This window comes from Dactylosporangium salmoneum (assembly GCF_039532525.1).
GTDB lineage: Bacteria > Actinomycetota > Actinomycetes > Mycobacteriales > Micromonosporaceae > Dactylosporangium > Dactylosporangium salmoneum.
In genome coordinates this window covers 1-17,026 of record NZ_BAAARV010000007.1, presented here as the reverse complement: position 1 = coordinate 17,026, position 17,026 = coordinate 1, and the positions used below count along the sequence as shown (strand labels likewise).

General features: G+C 71.3%; 14 protein-coding genes, 1 tRNA gene and 1 pseudogene. 4 read left to right on the top strand and 12 right to left on the bottom strand.

Going from position 1 to position 17,026, the window contains the following annotated elements:
* Window positions 1–5 precede the first annotated feature (5 nt).
* From ABD352_RS05650 to ABD352_RS05625, 6 genes are all read right to left on the bottom strand, one after another.
* Window positions 6–1,223 carry a TRAFAC clade GTPase domain-containing protein gene (locus ABD352_RS05650; protein ID WP_344611133.1) on the bottom strand — a complete coding sequence of 406 codons (1,218 nt, stop codon included), beginning with the start codon at window positions 1,221–1,223 and terminating at the stop codon, window positions 6–8.
* Window positions 1,220–3,955, bottom strand: a complete 2,736-nt coding sequence (locus ABD352_RS05645; protein ID WP_344611132.1) for a SaeA-related protein — start codon at window positions 3,953–3,955, stop codon at window positions 1,220–1,222. Before ABD352_RS05645 ends, ABD352_RS05650 begins: the two co-directional genes overlap by 4 nt.
* A 24-nt stretch (window positions 3,956–3,979) precedes the next feature.
* Entirely contained in the window at window positions 3,980–5,596 is a 1,617-nt protein-coding gene (locus ABD352_RS05640; protein ID WP_344611131.1) for an Hsp70 family protein, read from the bottom strand.
* 152 nt (window positions 5,597–5,748) lie between these two features.
* On the bottom strand, window positions 5,749–8,286 hold the full coding sequence (locus ABD352_RS05635) for a tetratricopeptide repeat protein (protein ID WP_344611130.1): 2,538 nt from the start codon (window positions 8,284–8,286) through the stop codon (window positions 5,749–5,751).
* A gap of 331 nt (window positions 8,287–8,617) precedes the next feature.
* Window positions 8,618–9,406, bottom strand: coding sequence for an alpha/beta fold hydrolase (locus ABD352_RS05630; protein ID WP_344611129.1), 789 nt, complete (start codon window positions 9,404–9,406; stop codon window positions 8,618–8,620).
* 9 nt (window positions 9,407–9,415) lie between these two features.
* Window positions 9,416–9,982: a hypothetical protein gene (locus ABD352_RS05625; protein WP_344611128.1), complete on the bottom strand. Its 567-nt coding sequence runs from the start codon at window positions 9,980–9,982 to the stop codon at window positions 9,416–9,418.
* 54 nt (window positions 9,983–10,036) lie between these two features.
* Between ABD352_RS05625 and ABD352_RS05620 the strand changes: the two genes are divergently transcribed.
* Window positions 10,037–10,132, top strand: a tRNA-Sec gene (locus tag ABD352_RS05620).
* Between the two features lie 145 nt (window positions 10,133–10,277).
* Here the strand turns inward: ABD352_RS05620 and ABD352_RS05615 are convergent.
* The gene (locus tag ABD352_RS05615; protein ID WP_344611127.1) at window positions 10,278–10,634 is read right to left on the bottom strand and encodes a site-specific integrase; all 357 of its coding nucleotides are present in this window, start codon (window positions 10,632–10,634) and stop codon (window positions 10,278–10,280) included.
* Window positions 10,635–10,931: 297 nt separating this feature from the next.
* On the opposite strand from ABD352_RS05615, the gene ABD352_RS05610 reads away from it, so the two are divergent.
* A complete protein-coding gene (locus ABD352_RS05610; RefSeq protein ID WP_344611126.1) occupies window positions 10,932–11,273 on the top strand; it encodes a hypothetical protein in 342 nt (113 codons plus the stop codon).
* 276 nt (window positions 11,274–11,549) lie between these two features.
* Window positions 11,550–12,620: pseudogene (locus ABD352_RS05605) on the top strand (IS110 family transposase); the annotation flags it as partial.
* Window positions 12,621–12,679: 59 nt separating this feature from the next.
* On the opposite strand, the gene ABD352_RS05600 reads toward ABD352_RS05605, so the two are convergent.
* Both ABD352_RS05600 and ABD352_RS05595 read right to left on the bottom strand, forming a co-directional pair.
* On the bottom strand, window positions 12,680–13,753 hold the full coding sequence (locus tag ABD352_RS05600; protein WP_344611125.1) for an IS3 family transposase: 1,074 nt from the start codon (window positions 13,751–13,753) through the stop codon (window positions 12,680–12,682).
* Window positions 13,750–14,061: a transposase gene (locus ABD352_RS05595; RefSeq protein WP_425553473.1), complete on the bottom strand. Its 312-nt coding sequence runs from the start codon at window positions 14,059–14,061 to the stop codon at window positions 13,750–13,752. The genes ABD352_RS05600 and ABD352_RS05595 overlap by 4 nt, the downstream gene beginning before the upstream one ends.
* A 44-nt stretch (window positions 14,062–14,105) precedes the next feature.
* On the opposite strand from ABD352_RS05595, the gene ABD352_RS57510 reads away from it, so the two are divergent.
* Window positions 14,106–14,387 (top strand): GNAT family N-acetyltransferase, encoded by a 282-nt coding sequence (locus ABD352_RS57510; protein ID WP_425553472.1) that lies wholly within the window; start codon window positions 14,106–14,108, stop codon window positions 14,385–14,387.
* 125 nt (window positions 14,388–14,512) lie between these two features.
* Here the strand turns inward: ABD352_RS57510 and ABD352_RS05590 are convergent, their stop codons facing one another.
* From ABD352_RS05590 to ABD352_RS05580, 3 genes are all read right to left on the bottom strand, one after another.
* Entirely contained in the window at window positions 14,513–14,977 is a 465-nt protein-coding gene (locus ABD352_RS05590) for a hypothetical protein (protein ID WP_344611124.1), read from the bottom strand.
* Between the two features lie 631 nt (window positions 14,978–15,608).
* On the bottom strand, window positions 15,609–15,980 hold the full coding sequence (locus ABD352_RS05585; RefSeq protein WP_344611123.1) for a hypothetical protein: 372 nt from the start codon (window positions 15,978–15,980) through the stop codon (window positions 15,609–15,611).
* A 136-nt stretch (window positions 15,981–16,116) separates the two neighbouring features.
* The coding region (locus ABD352_RS05580) for an IS701 family transposase (protein ID WP_344611122.1) at window positions 16,117–17,026 on the bottom strand (910 nt) is incomplete at its 5' end.

Here is a 17,026-nt window from a genome sequence, read left to right as displayed (position 1 = left end):
CGGAATCACTCCTCGGCCTCGACGGGGCGCCGCCGGGCCGGCACGGCGCCGAACTCGGAGAGCAGCCACAGCAGCGGGTCGCTGACCCGGCGCGGGCGCACCCGGCCGTCGCGGACCCGGTTGTCCTGCGGCTCGGCGCCGAGCGCGGAGACGCCGAAGTAGCGGAAGGACCGGTACCGCGGCTGCACGTAACGATCGATGCTGCCGCTCTCCCACGTGTTGAGCAGCCGGCGCACCTCGACGTGCACCTCGTCGGCGTCGTCGAGATCGAACGCGACGTCCGCGCTCGGGGCGTATTCGGGCTCCTTGCGCAGCGGGCTGGTCTCGCCGAGCTGGTGCTCCAAGGTGTCGATCTTGGTGAACGCCACGGCCAGCGGCGCGCGGATCGGCTCGACCACGTCGCCGGCGCCCTGCAGCAGCTCGGTGACCCGGTGCAGTACCGCCTCCTGGTCCGACATCGTCGGCGGCCGCACGTCGGCGTGGGCCAGCCGGCGCGCCTGCGGCATCTGCAGCGGATCGAGCAGCACGATGATGCCGTCAGCGCTGGTGAGGTACCGGGTGTGGTACTCGACGCTGTCACCGGTGGTGAGGTCCTCGCCGGCCGTGTCGAAGAACGACAGGAGGTTGAGGACCGGGCGGGTACCGCGGAAGCGGGTCCTGCGGCGCGTGGTGAACTCGAAGACCAGCGGGGTGACGCGGTCGTAGTTCTGCCCCGCGCTGCTCGTCGCGCGGGGCAGCTCGCCGTTCTCGTACACGGCCCTCTCGAAGTCCGCCTTGAACCGGGACCGGGTGTGATCGTCGGCCTCCGACATCGACGCGTTGAACGCCTGCCCGACCTGGTTGCGCATCTCGTGCAGCAGGACGGTCAGGTAGACGCTCTTGCCGCTCTCCCGGGCGCCGACCATCGCGATCATCCGGTTGGCGATCTTGCCGAAGCGCACCGGCAGCCGCGAATGGCACCGCGGGCAGATCCGGTTCGGCGACTCCCGGCGGCAGCCCGGGCACGTCGCCCGGTGCCGGTCGCGCACCTGATGCCACAGCGACCGGCGGAACGTCGGCGGCAGCTCGGTCGCGTTGCCCGCGTGCCGCTGCAGGAGCCGGTCGACCACCGGGGCGCAGGTGTGGCCGTCGGGCCCGGGCCGGCCGGTGCACCGGAACTCGATGTTGCGCTGGAGGAAGCGGCCGTAGCAGTACGGGCACGTGAGCCGGCGGAAGAGCATCATGTCACCTGCAGCCTCATACGGGATTCGGGCTCGATGCGCACCGGCGAGTCGACGCCCGGCGCTTTCATGCACACCAGCCAGAACGGCCGGGGTCCGGCCGCGGGCAGCTGGAGGTTGACGACGTGGGTGATGCCGGGCCGCAGCCACACCGGCGTCTGCGCGCGGTGCACGATCCGGCCCTGGTCGGGGCGGTCGGGCAGGAACTCGGCCGAGGACTGCACGATGACGAACGGCGGCAGCTCGCAGGCCCGCAGCGTGGTGAACCTGAACGTGACCGCGACCTGGCGCCGCACGACGCGGTGCTGCATGGCGTACCGGATCAGGTCCGGCGCGGCCGGCAGGCGGGTCGTGGCGGCCGGCGCGGAAAGCACGCCGTCGGGCGTGGCGACGCGTGCCTCGACCGCGATCCGCACCGCCTCCGGCCCGACGTCCAGGGCCACGCCGTTGCGCTGCCGGTACACCGAGTGCGAGCAGAGCAGCTCGCCGCGCGGTGGCCCGGCCGCGGCCGGCCCGTCGGCCCACCACACCACCCGGGCCTCGTCGCACCGCTCGGGCCAGACCCACGTCAGCTGGGCCCGCTCCCCCTGCCGGACCGCCTCCAGCCCGCGCACGCCCGGCACCGCGATCACCTCGGCGGCCGGCCCGGCGGCGGCCCACTCGCCGCTCACGGTGACGGCGGTGAGGTGGATGCGCCGGCCGGTCTCGATCGGCGCGGTGAGCCGCTCCCAGCCGCCGGGCAGCGCCTCGGTGACGCCGCCGAGCACCGCGCCCCGGGCGGCGGCCATCGCGGCGGCCAGCTCGGTGGCCGGCACCGGGACGGCGCGCGCCAGGGGCGGCGGGGCCGGCGTGGCGTAGACCAGGACCTGCCCGGCCGGCGGCGGCTGCCACAGCACCCGCACCACCGTCCGGCCCGCCTGCTCGCGCACGTCCGCGGACAGCTCGCCGACGGCGACCGGCGGCGGCGCGATCTCCGCGGTCAGCACGTGGCCGGGCGAGACGATCCGCCGCTCGCCGACGAGGTAGCAGGCGGAGATGCGGTAGTAGTACCGGCGCCGGGGCGCCAGGTCGCGGTCGATGAACCCGTCGCGGCGGGCGTCGACGCGGGCACCTACGCCGTGCGTGGGCGGGCCGCCCGAGCCGCGGCTGACGAGCACCTCCAGGACCGCCGGGTCGGGCCGCCACGAGCCGGTGACGGCGTGCGGGCCGACGGTCAGCGCCGCGTCGGCGACCTCCGGCGTGGCGACGAGCCCGTCGGACAGGGCCGGCGCCGACCACGACTCGCCGTCCCGCGCGGCGAAGACCGCGTAGCGCAGCGGCACCGCGACCGGCACCGCGGGGTCGGCCGCCTCGCAGGCGGGGCCGGCCGCCACCAGGGCGCCCCGCCCCGCGGCCGGCACCGACTCCGCGGTCGCCCGTTCGACGCGGTAGGTCACGTCGCCGAAGAGGGTCCGGCTCGCCTTCCACGCGATCACGACGGTGCCGTCGGGGCGGGGCACGGCGGCGACGCCCGTCGGCGGGGGCGGCGGGATACGGCCCAGCCGGCTGCGCACGCCGGCGTCGTCGCGGGCCAGGTCGGCGGCCCGGTGCAGCCGCTCGGCGGCGGCCTCGGTGCGCCCGGCCGCGAGATGGTCGGACGCCTCGGCGGTGAGCCGCAGCACGGTGGCGCCGCGCTCGGCGACCTCCGCGCGGAGCCGCTCGGTCTCGGCTCCCGCGCTCAGGCGGGCGGCCAGGGTCTCGGCCCGCCGGAGGTCGCCATCGGCCAGCGCGGCCTCGACCCGCGCGGCCCCGGTGAGCGCGGTGATCCCGGGATCGGCCTGCAGCGAGACCGCGAGCCAGCCCGCCTCGTCCCGGCGCAGCCCGAGGCCGGCCCCGGCGGCCGCGAGGACGCCCAGCTCGAGCCGATCGTGGGCGCGCTCGAGCACGGCCTGCACCACCTCGGCCAGCAGCAGCGCGCCGAGCTCCCCGCGGCGGGCGGCCGCGGCGAGGATCGCCAGGACGTCGCGGGTCGGCGCGGTGATCGTCTGCTGATGGCCGAGCCGGGCCGCGTCGCGCTGGCGCGCCTCGATGAGCCCCAGGTCGAGCGGAGGTGCGCCGGGCCGGGTCAGCGCGAAGCCGTCCAGCACCGTGAAGCCGTCCGCAACGGCGGGCCGCCCGTAGACAACCTCGATCGACAGGTCGAGGCTCAGCTGGCCCACGCTCCGGCGCAGACTGCGGACCTCCTCCGGGGGGACCGCCGGGCGTACCCCGCGTGGCTCCCGCACGACGATGCCCTCGGCCTCGGCCCGGGCCCGCACCCCCGCGAGGTCGTAGGCGCCCTCGGCGAAGCGCACCAGCCACTGCAGGTCGGCCGGCGTCATGACCGCACAGTCCCCGGCCCGGCGGCGGATCTCGCCGGCCAGCCGGTCGCGGTACCGGTCCAGCTGCCTGTCCCGCAGTTCCAGGAACGCCTCGAAGCGACCGCGGCCCGGCGCCGGCGTGCCGAGCGCATCGACGACCTGGTCGTGCTCGACGAGCATCCGCTGGATCAGCCTGCCGTACGTGTACCGGCCCGGCCCGGTCTGCACGGAACGCCAGAAGGCGCGCACCGCCGCCAGGTGCTCGTCCAGCTCCCGGTCGGGGCGCGGCGTGGCGGGGTCGAGCGCGTAGCGCACGGCGAGGTCGGGCAATGCGGCGCCGGCCGCCCGGGCCCGTTCGAGGACCCGCAGGTACGCCCCCTGGTCGAAGTCGGGCACGTCGGCTGCTCGCGGAAGCCGGGGCTACTGGCTGACCGTCTTGCGGGCGACGGCCGCGCGGGCTTCCTCCACGGCCGCGTCCTCGAGGCCTATGACGAGGTCGAAATTGACGTCCCGGCGCGTGCTCAGCTCGACGGCGTGCACGCTGAGCCGCCCGGTCTCGTCCATGTCGAACGTCACCCGCACCGGCGACCCCTTGGGCAGCCGGGGCAGGCCGGTGATCATCCCCTCGCCGATCGGCGTGTTGTGCTGCACCTCGTCGGAGGCGATCGCGCCCGACTGCTCGAACACCTCGATGGCGATCGCGGTCTGGCCGTGCTCGACGGTCATGTACTCCTGCGGCCCGGACGACGCCGGCAGCTCCTGGTTGGCGATCAGAAGATGGTCGATGCGGTACCGCACCGCCGAGCCGTGGTCACGCACCCGGATGCCGAACGCGCGCGGCACCACCGTGGTGACGCGCTTCGTCGCGATCGCCATGACGGCCTCGGGCGTCGTGCCCATCTGCTCGGCGGCCGCCTGCGCGGCGCTGTCGAGGGCCTCCTTGCTCGGCGCGCCGCCGTCAGGAAGGTGGATGCGGACCATCTCGATGATCGAGAACAGCGCGGCACCCTTGGCCACGGCCAGATCCGGGTCGTGGCTCATCGGCTCGAAGCCGAACCGGTCACGCAGGCCCTGCGCGACCGCCGGCATGCGGGTCGCGCCGCCGACAAGCAGCACGGCGTCGAAGCGGTGAACGTCGACGCCCCGGGCGGCGGCCACCTCCAGGGTGCGCTGGGTGATGGCGAACGTGCTCTCCAGGAGGTGGGCGGTGCGGCGCTCGAACGACTCGCGGTCGAGCACGATCTCGGCTCCTGCCCCGTCGTACCGCATGGCGTAGGACCGCGACCGCATCGTGCTCAGGTCCTTCTTGAGCTGCTCGGCCACCAGGTACAGCTCCTGCTGCAGCTGCTCGTCGCCGGTCGGGTCGAGGTCGGAGTGCTGGCCGCGGAACTCGTCGTTGAGGTACTCCACGACGATCTCGTCCCAGTTGGTCCCGCCCAGCTTGTGATCACCGTCGGTGCACACGACGTTGATCTCGTCCTTGGTCAGCCGGATGACGGTCGTGTCGAACGTCCCGCCGCCGAGGTCGTAGACGAAGATCGTCTGCTCGTCGCGCTCGTCCAGGACCTGGTAGTGCAGGGCCGCCGCAACCGGCTCGGGAATCACGTTCAGCACGTTCAGCCCGGCGATGTGCCCCGCCTTGCGGGTCGCCTCCCGCTCGGCCACCCCGAAATAGGCCGGCACGGTGATGACGACGTCGCGGACCTGCTCCTTCGTCTCGGCCGCGGCCGATTGGGCGAGCTCGCGAAGAATCAGCGCGGACACGCTTTCCGGAGTGTGTTGCTCGCCGTGGAAGAAGAAGGATATTCCAGGCTCGCCCATCCGACGCTTGACCAGGTCGACCACGTCTTCGGGCTTGAGCCGGGCGATGTTGCGGGCGGCCCGGCCGACGACGATGTTGTCGCGGTCCTCGAAGTACACCACGGAGGGCGTGGTCTCCTCGGACAACGCATTCCGGACCACCTTCACGGCTCCGGACCGGTCGATGTACGCAATGCACGAATTGGTGGTGCCGAGGTCAATGCCGTACGTCGTCATCTCGGGGCGCGTCCGTCCTCGCAGGCATGATCGAAATTGCCGGGGGGCAGTTTCGATTCTCCGGCCGGAACATCCGGAAAGGTTCGCCCGATCGGTCATTACGAAATGCGCTCGGCGCGCGCTGCCCGCCGACCGGTTGGCCGCCGCTCTTGTTACCGGTCGCCGTCGATGAACACGGCGGTTTCGTCGTCGTAGTCGTCGTCGAGCAGGAACAGGTAGCCGTAGCGCGGATCGTCGGTGAAGCCCAGCGGCGGGAACTTCTCCAGCAGCGTGTGGACCACATGCCGGGCGGTCGGAAAATGGTCACCCTGGGCGAGGGCTATCGTCGCGGCACTGACCACATAGGACCGCCAGCCGGGTTCACTCTGGAACGCGGCCAGGTACTGCGTGAGGTCGGGCGTGCCGGGCAGCGACAGGCGCAGCACCGGTTCCGCGACCTCGTACGCGATGCTCGGTGTGGCGTAGACGTTCGGGCGGCCGTCGCCGGGGGCCAGCAGGCCGCCCGGCTCCAACGGTGGCAGGCGGGGCCAGTCGGGGTGCTCGAAGTACGGGCGGGCCGCCACGAAACCGTCGGGGGTGAGCAGGCCGAAGGACACGTCGAAGTGGCGGTGCAGGGCCAGGATCATCTTGCTGTACGGGCTCAGGCGCTGACGCCAGAAGTACTGGAACATCATCTGGCGGACCAGGTGGCGGTCGTCGGCGCGCGAGGTTCGGCAGATGTCGAGGTGGGCGAGGATCGCCGCGATCGCGAGCGCCTGGGAGGCCGTCCGCTTGTAGCGGAAGTCGTAGCTGGTGACGATCCGGGCGACGCCCAGCTGCTCCTCCACGCCGATGCCGAGGATGCCCATGAAGGCCAGGTCGTCGGCGACGGCCCGCTGGTCGGCGAACAGCTTGCGGTTGCGCTCGCTGATGACCAGCTCCAGGAAGCACCACGAGCGGTCGCGGTAGTCGGTGTAGCCGCCGGACAGCACGAGCACCATGTCGGCGGCCTGGAACACCCGGTCGAGCCGCGCGATGAGGAACCGGAAGGCGGCGTCCTCGGCAGCGGTGCGGGGCCGTTGCGGTACCGCCGCGAAATCGAAGAACACCAGGCACTGCCGCGGCTCCAGGCCGGGCAGCTCGCGCAGCCGCCCCTGCAGCTCCCGCAGCTGCCGCCCGTCCGGGTCGGGGTGCGCCGGGCTCATCCACCGGTGCGACACGCAGATCAGCCGATGGTCCTCGGCGACGTCGGCCAGGCTCGTCAGGTCCACGTACTCGCCGGGCTCCAGCTGGCGGCTCTCCTTGAACGCGGTCCAGGTGAGCAGCGCCGAGCCGCGGACCAGGCGCACGCCGGGCGCCTCGGGCACCTGGGGGTCCTCCGCCGGCGGGGAGAACACCCGCGGCCCGGCGGGCTCCCCCGGCTCCTCGACCATCCGCTGGGCCTGCAAGTACGCGTGGTGGTACAGCGCCGGGCTGGCCGCGGCCAGCGGGGCCAGCAGCTCGACCGCCTCCCGCGCGGCCACCACGGCCTCGCCGTCCCGCCCCGCCAGCCGCAGCACCGCGGCATAGTTCGTGAGCTGGGCGGCCAGCTCGAAGCCCCGGCGCTCGTCGCGCGGGCCGGGTGCCCGCCGGTACCGCTCGATCGCCTCCCCGTACGTCGCGAGCGCCTCGCCGGGGTCGACGGCCATCAGCCGGGTCGCGAGGTTCCCCAGCGAACGGGCGAAGTCGACGGCGTAGGGGTCGGGCCGTTCCGCGGCCAGCGCTGCGCGGATGCGGACCGCCTCGCGGGTGCGCTCGATCGCCTCCGGCTCGCGGCCGAGCTCGGCCAGCCGGTTGCCGTGGTTGTCCAGCGCCGCGGCGAGGTTGTCCTCGTCGCCCAGCTCGCGGAAGGCTTCCACGGCCTCGGCGGTGACGGCCTCGGCCTCGGCGCCGCGGTGCTGCCGGGCCAGGAGGGTGCCAAGGTTGAGCAGCGCGCCGGCCAGCCCGGCGGAGTGGGCTTCCGCCAGCCCGGCGGAGTGGTCGTCGGCCAGGGCGGCGGGGCGGTCTCCCACCAGGGCGCGGTACTGGGCGACGGACTCCTCGGCGGCGCGGATCGCCTCGCCGGTGCGGCCCAGCGCGGCGTGCAGGCCAGCCAGGTCGTCGAGCTGGTCGGCGCGGGCGGCCCGGCCCTCCTCCTCGGCGGCGCCCAGCACCTCGAGGGACTCGATGGTGGCCAGGACGGCGTCCTCGGTGCGCCCCTGCGCGACAAGCCTCCGGGCCAGGCCGCGCACGGCGGACGGCAGCTCGTCCGGCTCGCCCGCGTCACGCCCGACGAGCCATTGCCGGACCGCCACCTCCTCCGCCACCGCCTGCAGCGCCTCGCCGGGCCGCCCGGCGCGGTCCTCGAACGCGACGAGCTGAGCGAGGGCCCGCAGCAGGAACGGCGCCGTAGGCACGTGGTCGGCGACGACAGCCCGCAGCTTCGCCACAGCGTCGACGACCGCCTCGCGGGCCGCGTCCTCCCCCTCGGTGGCGGCCAGCGGCGCCACCCGCACGGCGGCCGCGACGGCAAGGAGCCGCTTTCGGTCGCCCTCGTCCGGAATGCGCGCGATCTCGGCACCGGCCTCGTCGACCGCGGCCAGCGCGGCTCCTGGCTCGCCCGCGGCGGCCCGCGTCTCGGCGAGGTTGATCAGCGCGGTCGCCTGCCCCAGCGGATCGTCATCGGCCGTCACCCCGCCAACGCTACGTTGGCATCGAACACCCTGAATAGTGTCCAACAGGCCGAGCCCAGTCGTCGCTCTGGTCAACCGGCTGGCCTGGAACCTTGGTGGACAACGCGGCCGGGGCGCCTGGCTGCGGCATCCTCCGCCAGGGCCGCGCTGTTGCGGTCCGGGGCGAACACGACCGCGGACAGCTCGGGCTCTGGGACGTCACCCGCGACTCCTCGAAACCGCCACGTCCCCCACGAGCGGCACAACCGAGGTGACCGGAAGGGGTGAGCCGCTCGACCGCGGCCCACGCGCAAACCCGGCGTAGGCGGGCCGGGTCGCCGGCACCCGCCGGTCAGTCGGGGGCCGAGAGGAAGTCGTTGACCAGGGTGGGGAGGGTCGGATCGCCGGTCAGGTCGTAGTGGGTGCGGCCCGGCAGGATGGCAAGGCGGTGGGCGACGCGCTTGGAGGCGTCCCACTCGGCGTCGCGCAGGCCGCCGCCCAGCAGGGCGTAGAACTCGGCGGCGTGCGTGGTGGGAACAGAGTCGGCGTCGGCGTAGACCAGCATGGTGCGGGCGCTGATGCGGGCGGCCTCGGCGGTCCAGTCGTAGTCGCGGCGCAGCATGTCGCCCAGCTTGGTCGCCAGGACGGGCCACGATTCCGGGTGCGGTGCGACGCGCTCGTACGCCGCGTACAGCGGGGAGGCCTTCATCATCTCGGCCGACTCCGGGCCGATCTGGGCCGTGCCGGCCAGCACCTCCGGGAACCAGCCCGTGCGGCGGACCGGGATGGCGGCCACGATCAGGCGGCGAACCACGTCCGGGTGCTGGATGGCGGTGCGCAGGGCGGCGCCGGCGCCGAGGGAGTAGCCCATCACGTCGGCGCGGGGCAGGCCCAGGTGGCGGATCAGGGCGGCCACGTCGTCGCCGAGGGTCTCGTAGCGCATTGGGCGGTCGTTGTCCGGGGTGTGGCCGTGGCCCTGCAGCTCGACGGCGATGACCCGGCGCCCCTGGGCGGCCAGCGCCGGCAGGAGCGGGCCGAACAGCTCGATGGTCCAGAATCCGCCGTGCAGGAGCACCAGCGGGGCGCCCTCGCCGTGCTCCTCGTACCACAGCGAGATGCCGTTCACCTCGGCGTACGTCATGACCCGACCCTAGCCGCCGTAGTGCGCCAGGTAGTCGCGGACGCGCGGGCTGAGCTGGGTGAACGAGCGGCACTCGGCGACCACTTCCCACCAGGCGCTGTTCTCGATCCAGTACCGGTAGAGGAACTCGTCGAAGGAGGCGGCGACCTGCACGAGGTCGTACTCCTCGGCGAAGCCGGCCAGCACCGGGCCTGCTACCCCGCCGGGGTTGACCAGCAGATACCAGAACACGCAGCCCTGCGAGTCGGCGAGGAACCGCACCAGGCGGGCCCCGTCGCCGAACGCCTCCGGGGTGAAGCTCTCGACCACCTCCCAGTAGCAGTCGGTCGGCGACGCGAACGCCTCCTGCAGGTCCGGCCGGCTGAAGAAGTCCTCCAGCGGCAGACCGGCGACCACCTCCTCGGGCGCCTTCGTCACCTCCATCGGGTGGCTGTGCGGCTCGGCGCTCTCAAGCCAGCCGTACCCGGCCGGGACGTCCAGCTGCGGCAGACCGTCGGCGTCGTACAGCTCGTAGGTGTGATCGGTGTGCCGATACTGCCCGAGGCCGATGCCCCACCAACCGGTCGAGAGCTTCATGGGGCGACCATAGCGGTGGGGTACGACAAAATCGGCCCGGCTAAGGTGAGCGGTGGAGGCGTGCGGGTGGCTGGTGCCCCTCCCGGTCTTCAAAACCGAGGTGGTCCGGAATCCGGGCCAGGCGGGTTCGATTCCCGTCCGCCTCCGCCAACCAGCGACTTCCGCGCCAGACCCCCGGTGGCCTCGCCAAATGGAGATCATCGGCGGCCACGGTCCGGCACCGGCACTCGTCTCACTCGATCTCAGCGGCGCCGGGGCGATCTCAGTGTGCGCGGCAAATCCACGTCAAAGATCTTCAGGCCTCCGGATGCTCGTCGTGGTCCACGCCTAGGGCGTCTCCGATGCGCCGCCGAGCGATTCCCTCTTGGCCCTCGATGAACTTGGCGTAGACCCGTAGAAGGACATGAACGCTGTGCCCTGCCCACTCGGCGACCTGAGTAGCGGGCACGCCAGCGTTGAGCCACAGCGACACGATCGCGTGCCGGAGGTCACAGGGTCTGGCAGCGAGCGGCGTACGCAGCTGGGCCGGCGTCAACACCGCCTTTCGTGTTCGCCGCCATGCGTTGTTGTACGTCCACTTGGACACGGGTTTGTCGCCGTGGCCCGGCACGAAGAACAGCCGGCCATCGGGCGCGTGACCGTCGGCCGCCACGTGGCCAGCGAAGGAAGCCCAACAAGCAGCTCGCCGCGCAACGGCCGCCGTCGACAAGGCCGCATACCCGGGTAACCACGCCATCTACTCAACGGTTCCCGCGTCAGCGCTCGCTTGCAGCGGCCAGACTGATGAGGCCATCTCGGCGGCAACCTCCGTGGTGGCACACACAAGCACGTTCGGATCGCGGCGCATCGGCGGCGAGGCACACGGGATCGTCGGCCTGGTCGCGAAGCGCCGCGGATACAAGCCAGCCGAGACCTTCGTCGACTGGGCCCGCCAACTCCTTCCTGCCGCATGGCCCAGAGCGCGCAAGTTGAGCTGACGGTTATCGAGGACGAGACCGCCCTTCAGTACACCGACAACATCGTGGACCTCTACGCGGCGGTCTACGCGAAACCGCCGTACAACGAAGGCTCCGACGACGTCCGATGGTTCGCCGATTCGTGGCCCAGCCGAGTACGTCAACCGGTCTTCCGGCTGGTGATGGCGCGGGCCGATGCGGAACTGATCGGCTTCACTTTCGGCCATCAACTGCCAGTTGACACACGCTGGTGGTCGGGCGCACAGACTCCGCTGCCCACCGAGTTCACAGTCGATGGGCTTGACCCGATTCGACGGACAGGGTCGATGTGTTGATCCTCAAGCTACCCTGAGGGCGGTCAACGGCCGGACGCTGGTGCTGTTCTCGAAGGCGGCGGGGCTGAGGTAGCCGAGGCTGGAGTGTCGGCGGCGGGTGTTGTACCAGCCCTAATGGCAACAGAGGACGCCCGTACCACCCGTTGGCCGTCGAGCCTGGAATCGAGATCGGCGCCTCGTTGAGAAGCTGTGACCGCTGCTGACCCCTGACAGAACGTTGAGGGCTTGACCCTGGGTATCTCGTGGGGCGTGCAGCGGTCGCGGTGACCGACGGGCATGATCTCGGCGTGGTTCGCCGGCGGGCTGAGCCTTCGTTGGTCGCAGGCCTGGAGCCTTGCGCGAGTGCGGGCGCCGCCGGTGGCGAGGCGAACGGCTCGTGAGATGTCGTGCGGCAAGCACTGTCCATTAGGGCGCCGCGCCTCGCTGTGGTCGAGACAGAGAGGAGCTGCGGTGGCGGCGGTGGCGTGCGGGATCGACTGGGCGCAGGATCACCACGATGTGGCCTTGGTCGACGAGAACGGCGTGGTCCCGGTGTCGGTCAGGATCGATGATGACGCGGCGGGGCTGAGCCGGGTCCTGGCACTGCTCGCCGAGCATGATCCGGCTGGGGCCAAGCTGCCGGTAGCGATCGAGACGAGCCAGGGATCGCTGGTCGCGGGCCTGCGAGCGGCTGGCAGGCAGGTCTTCGCGATCAATCCTCTGGCGGTGTCACGGTACCGGGATCGCTATCGGTCCTCCCGAGGCAATTCCGACGCGTTCGACGCCATGGTGCTGGCGAACATCCTGCGCACCGATGCCGGGGCCCACCGGTCGTTGCCGCAGGACAGTGAGTTGGTGCAGTCGCTGCGGGTGTTGACGCGAGCGCAGCAGGACGCGGCCTGGGACCAGGTCACGATCACCAACCGGATCCGGGCGGTGCTGCGGATGTTCTTCCCGGCGGCCCTGTCCGCGTTCGAGCGCGGTGGCCGCCACCGGCTCGACTCGCCTGCCGCACGGACCATCCTGACGGCCGCGCCCACGCCCGCAGCCGCGGCCGCGTTGACCGTCCCGGAGCTCGCATCGTTGCTGCGCATCGCGGGCCGTCAGCGGGGTATCGCCGCTGAGGCGGAGAAGCTGCACGCTCACCTCGCCGGTGAGCAGATGCGCCAGCCGGCCGTCGTCGAAGACGCAATGGGCTTGCAGTTGCAGGGCTTGGTGCGCCAGCTGGATGCCATCTGCCAGACGCTGGAGCAGCGCATCGACGAGGTGTTCACCGCGCACCCGGATGCGAAAATCGTGACCAGCGTGCCTGGTCTTGGCGTCCAGCTGGGTGCACGCTTGCTGGCCGAAATCGGTGACGACCGGCGCCGCTTCGCCGACGCCCGAGCGCTGCGAGCCTTCGCCGGCGCGGCCCCGGTCACCCAGCGTCAGGCAAGAGCAGTTTCGTGCACGCCCGCCGCGCCAAGAACGACCGGATCGCCGCCACCGGCTACGTGTGGGTGCTCGCCGCGGTGCGGCACGATCCACACTGGAACGCGCGCTACCGAGCCCGCCGACAAGCCGGCGATCGACATGTCGCGGCACTGCGTTGCCTGTTCCACCTCATGCTCGGCAAGCTGCACCACTGCCTGCAGCACAACACGATCTACGACCCGGCCAGAGCCTTCACCGAGCCCGCGGCTGCGCCTGCTTGACATGCAGCGTTGGTGAGATGTCTCGATGTACTCGAATATCGCCTGCCTGGCGGCAGTGCGGGTGGGCCAGGCCTGCCGGTGCATGAGTTCAGTTTTGATGGTGGCGAAGAACGATTCGGCGACCGCGTTGTCCCAGCATTGACCGCGCCGGCCGACCGACAGGCGGACATCATGCCGCTTGGCGAGGCGGGCGTGCTGGGCGCTGGTGTATTGACAGCCGCGGTCGGAATGGAACACGAGCCCGTCGGCGGGCCGGCGGCGGCGCAGCGCGTCGGTCAGGGCGGCGTCGACCAGGTCGGTCTTGAGATGGTCGGCGACGGCCCAGCCCACGACGCGGCGGGAGGCCAGGTCGATGACGGTGGCCAGATACAGCCAGCCTTCCCACGTGTTGATGTAGGTGATGTCACCGCACCAGCGGGTGTCGATCGCCGCTGGGTCGACGGTGAAGTCCCGGCCGATCAGGTCCGGGCGCTTCGCCGCGTTCGGGTCCGGGATCGTGGTGACCTGCCAACGGCGTGGGCTCTTGCCCCGGATCCCGGCCGCGCGCATCCGGCGGGCGATGCGTTTGCGGCCGTGCCGCAGCCCGGCAGCGGCGAGCTCGGCGTGGATCCGCGGCGCCCCGTAGGTGCCGTTCGACGCCGCATGGATCTGCAGGATCTTTGCGGTGAGCTGCTCGTCGACGCGCTTCCGGGAGCTGGTGATGTTGCGGGTGTAGTAGGCGGACCGGGAGACCTGCAGCAGCTCGCACGCGCGTTTGACACTGTGCTTGCCGGCCTGCTCCGCCTCGATGAACGGATACACGTTCACCGGGTCTCCCGTGCGAAGAAAGCCGTCGCCCGCTTCAAAATGTCGACGTCCTGCTGCAACCGGCGGTTCTCCGCACGCAGCCGGGCCAGCTCGGCCCGCTCGTCGCTGGTCAACCCGTCCGAGCGGGTCCCGGCATCAAGCTCGGCCTGCTTGACCCACTGCCGCACCGCGGTCTCGGTCAGGTCGAAATCCCGCGCGACCTGCCCGACCGTCCGGTCCCCGCGCTGACACAACTCGACGACCTCGGCCTTGAACTCAGGCGTGAACGCCCGCCGCGGCCTCGATCGCTTCTTCCCCACGTTCTCCATGATGCTGGACATCCTCCCGGAGACCCCAGGTCCCCTGATCTCGGATGTCCGTCAAAACGGGGCAGGCCCACGAGCCGCCCGGACAGACGTTCGCCATCATTGAGGTAGCCGTCCGCTCCGCTGACCGGCAACTTGGAATCGGCCGGTTGCTGCACCGCGCTCTGCTCACTGGACGCGCCGAGGAACGAGTCACGCTGCTGTCCCTGTCAGCAGCGATACCGGCGCAGCGGGCATACGAGCGTTGGGGATACCGACGCGTTGCCCGTATTCAGCCAGGCGCAAGCGCACCGGTCTATGACTGTTTCGTCCGCGCCCTGCCGCTCTGATCGGTTCGCAGCGCCGCCAGATCCTGATTGCGCTATGCGCCTCTTGGCCACATATCCACCTACAGCACGGATAGGACAGCCGAAGCCATGAGCGCCGCGACGGCCACGAGGAGCCAAAACAGCGACTACCGCAAGCCGCGGACACGCCGTTGATTCAGGAGACCAATGCGCCAAAGCTCCGAGGTCGCGGCCTGCAGCTGTCGGTCGATGGTCTGTGCTGCCACGAGCTCCTGGAAGCCGGCGTACGACCCCACATGCTGAACGGTGTCGGAGAGACTGAAGAGCAACGGCGGCGGCGACTCGGCTTCGACAGTCTTGGACCAGTTGCGTATCGGTGCAATTACGTTCGTAGCCCAAACTGCGGACATGAGCACCGACGCCATCGAGGCGAGCGCGGCGAACCGGGTTGCGGCTGCCGTGGCGTTACCCGCCGCCAGCATCAGGGCGGCACCCGCAACAACGAGGGTGCCAGCGCCGAGGACTGCGGTTGTACGCGCCCAAAGTCCGGCCCGCTGGCCGGAAGCCCGCATGATGTGCCATTGGACGATCTTGAGTTGCGTCTCCTCGGCCGACTCTGCCTCATCCGTCACGCCCTCAATGATGCAAAATCCATGCCACATTCACCCCCTACCGCGATCCGCTCGGTGTCAGCCCACGGCCGCGATGCGGCGCGCCACCCTCGCCGACCGTTGTCGGCTCCAGCCGGTCGCAGCGGACGCGTCAAGCAGCCGCCCTTAGCAGAACGGGCAGCCCTTCCGGGTGCCTGGCCGGGGTGCCTGGCCGGTGTCGGGCTCCAGTTGATCCGTTACGGATCAGCGTCACATGATGCGTGACAGCTCCGGCTAGACGATCTTCCTGGTGTGAGACTACTTGTCACCCGCGCGAGCGCCTCAGGGCCGGGCGACCACCGGCCCGACCGGGCGTGGCGGTTGAGGTGGACCGGCCTCGGCCACACCGGCACGGTGTCGAGCAGGCACTTCGGACGGTGGCCCTCACCGTCCGGGATCGCGGACTTGCGGCGCCGTTGCCGCGCCGCCTCGGTCTTTGACCTGGACGTTGTAGGCGATGCCACCGACGAGCTCCGCCGCGAAGCCCGCCGCCTCCTCGCTGAATCGGCAAGCTGATCGTCGCACCATACGAGCGAGCCGCAGATGTATGCCGCGTTGGCCTCGCTGTCGTGGGTGCAAACCAGTGGGATCTTCACCGCGGTAAACGTGGTCATCAGGCTGGCAGACGCTGGGCAGGGATGGTCCGGCATGGCGGTTCGGGTTTGCGGACCTTGTGCCGAGCGATGGGCTTCGTAGTGGAGCGGGCGACTTCGGTGACGAGTTGGTCGCCGTCGTAGATGCGGAAGGTGGTGTCGGCGGCCTCGACGGCCAGGGTGGCGCCGACGTGGCGGATGCCGACGTGGATCTTCTGCCCGGCGATGACGAGCGCGCCGCGGCTGCTGATGCGGCGGTCGACGCGCTGCGGGCCGGCCGGTGGTGCCGGGGCCGGTCCGGCTGGGCGAGCATCGCGAATGCGGGCCATGCCGGTCGGGGTCAGTGGGTTGGGCAGGCTGCGCAACAGCACACCGTGGTCGGTGATCTGCATCAGGGCCTGGTAGTGCTTTGTTAGGTTTGGCGATGTCTGTTGCGGTGTAACCGTTTCAGTGGTCTATGACAGGTGGGGCATGCGCCGGTCCAGGTCGCGAGCAGGAGTTGCAGCTCGTGGATGACCTTGTAGAGGGTCAGGCCGGCGCATCCGCTTTTGGGTCGAGTCGCAGCGTGGTGATGAATAGGTGCGCGGCGGTGACGAGGGTGACGTGGCGGTGCCAGCCGGTCCATGAGCGGCCTTCGAAGTGGTCGAGGCCGAGGCCGGTTTTGAGTTCGCGGTAGTCGTGTTCGATCCGCCAGCGGATTTTGGCGGTGCCGATGAGGTCGGCTGGGGTGGTGTCGGTGGGTTGGCTGGACAGCCAGTAGGTGACGGGTTCGGGCTGGTCGTCGGGCCATTGCGCGATCAGCCACCGTTCGGGCAGGCTGCCGTCGGGGTCGCGGGTGATGCGGTGCCCGGCCGGGCGGACCCGCAGGAACACGAACTGGGAGGTGAGGGTGCCTTTGCTGCCCTCGCGCCAGGACACGGTGACCGCCACGCCGCGGCCGACGTCGGCGACGTGCTGGGCCACGCTGATCGCATCGTCGGGGTAGTCCGGACGGGTGCCGGCCGGTGGGTGGCCACGCCCGGACCAGGTGCGTGCCACGGGCGCCGCGTCGGCGGGGTGGGCGAGGGTTTCGCCTTTGACCTGGACGCTGTAGGCGATGCCACGTGCGTCGAGGGCGGCCCGGAACGGGCCGCTGTCGCCGTATCCGGAGTCCGCGGCCGCCAGCGGTGGCCGCAGCCCCTGCTCGGCGAGCCCGTCGAGCATCTCGACCGCCAGCATCCACTTCGGACGATGACCCTCACCGTCCGGGATCGCGGACTTGCGGCGCCGTTGCCGCGCCGCCTCGGTCACCGCCTCGACATCGACCTCGACAGCAGTGGGCGGGGCCGGCGCGCCGGCCCGCGGCGCGTTCGCCAACGTCTTGCGCCGTTTGGCTTTGGCCGCTTGCACCGCTGCCGGTCCGGCCTTGACGGTGTCCCACGACTCCGGCAGGAACAAC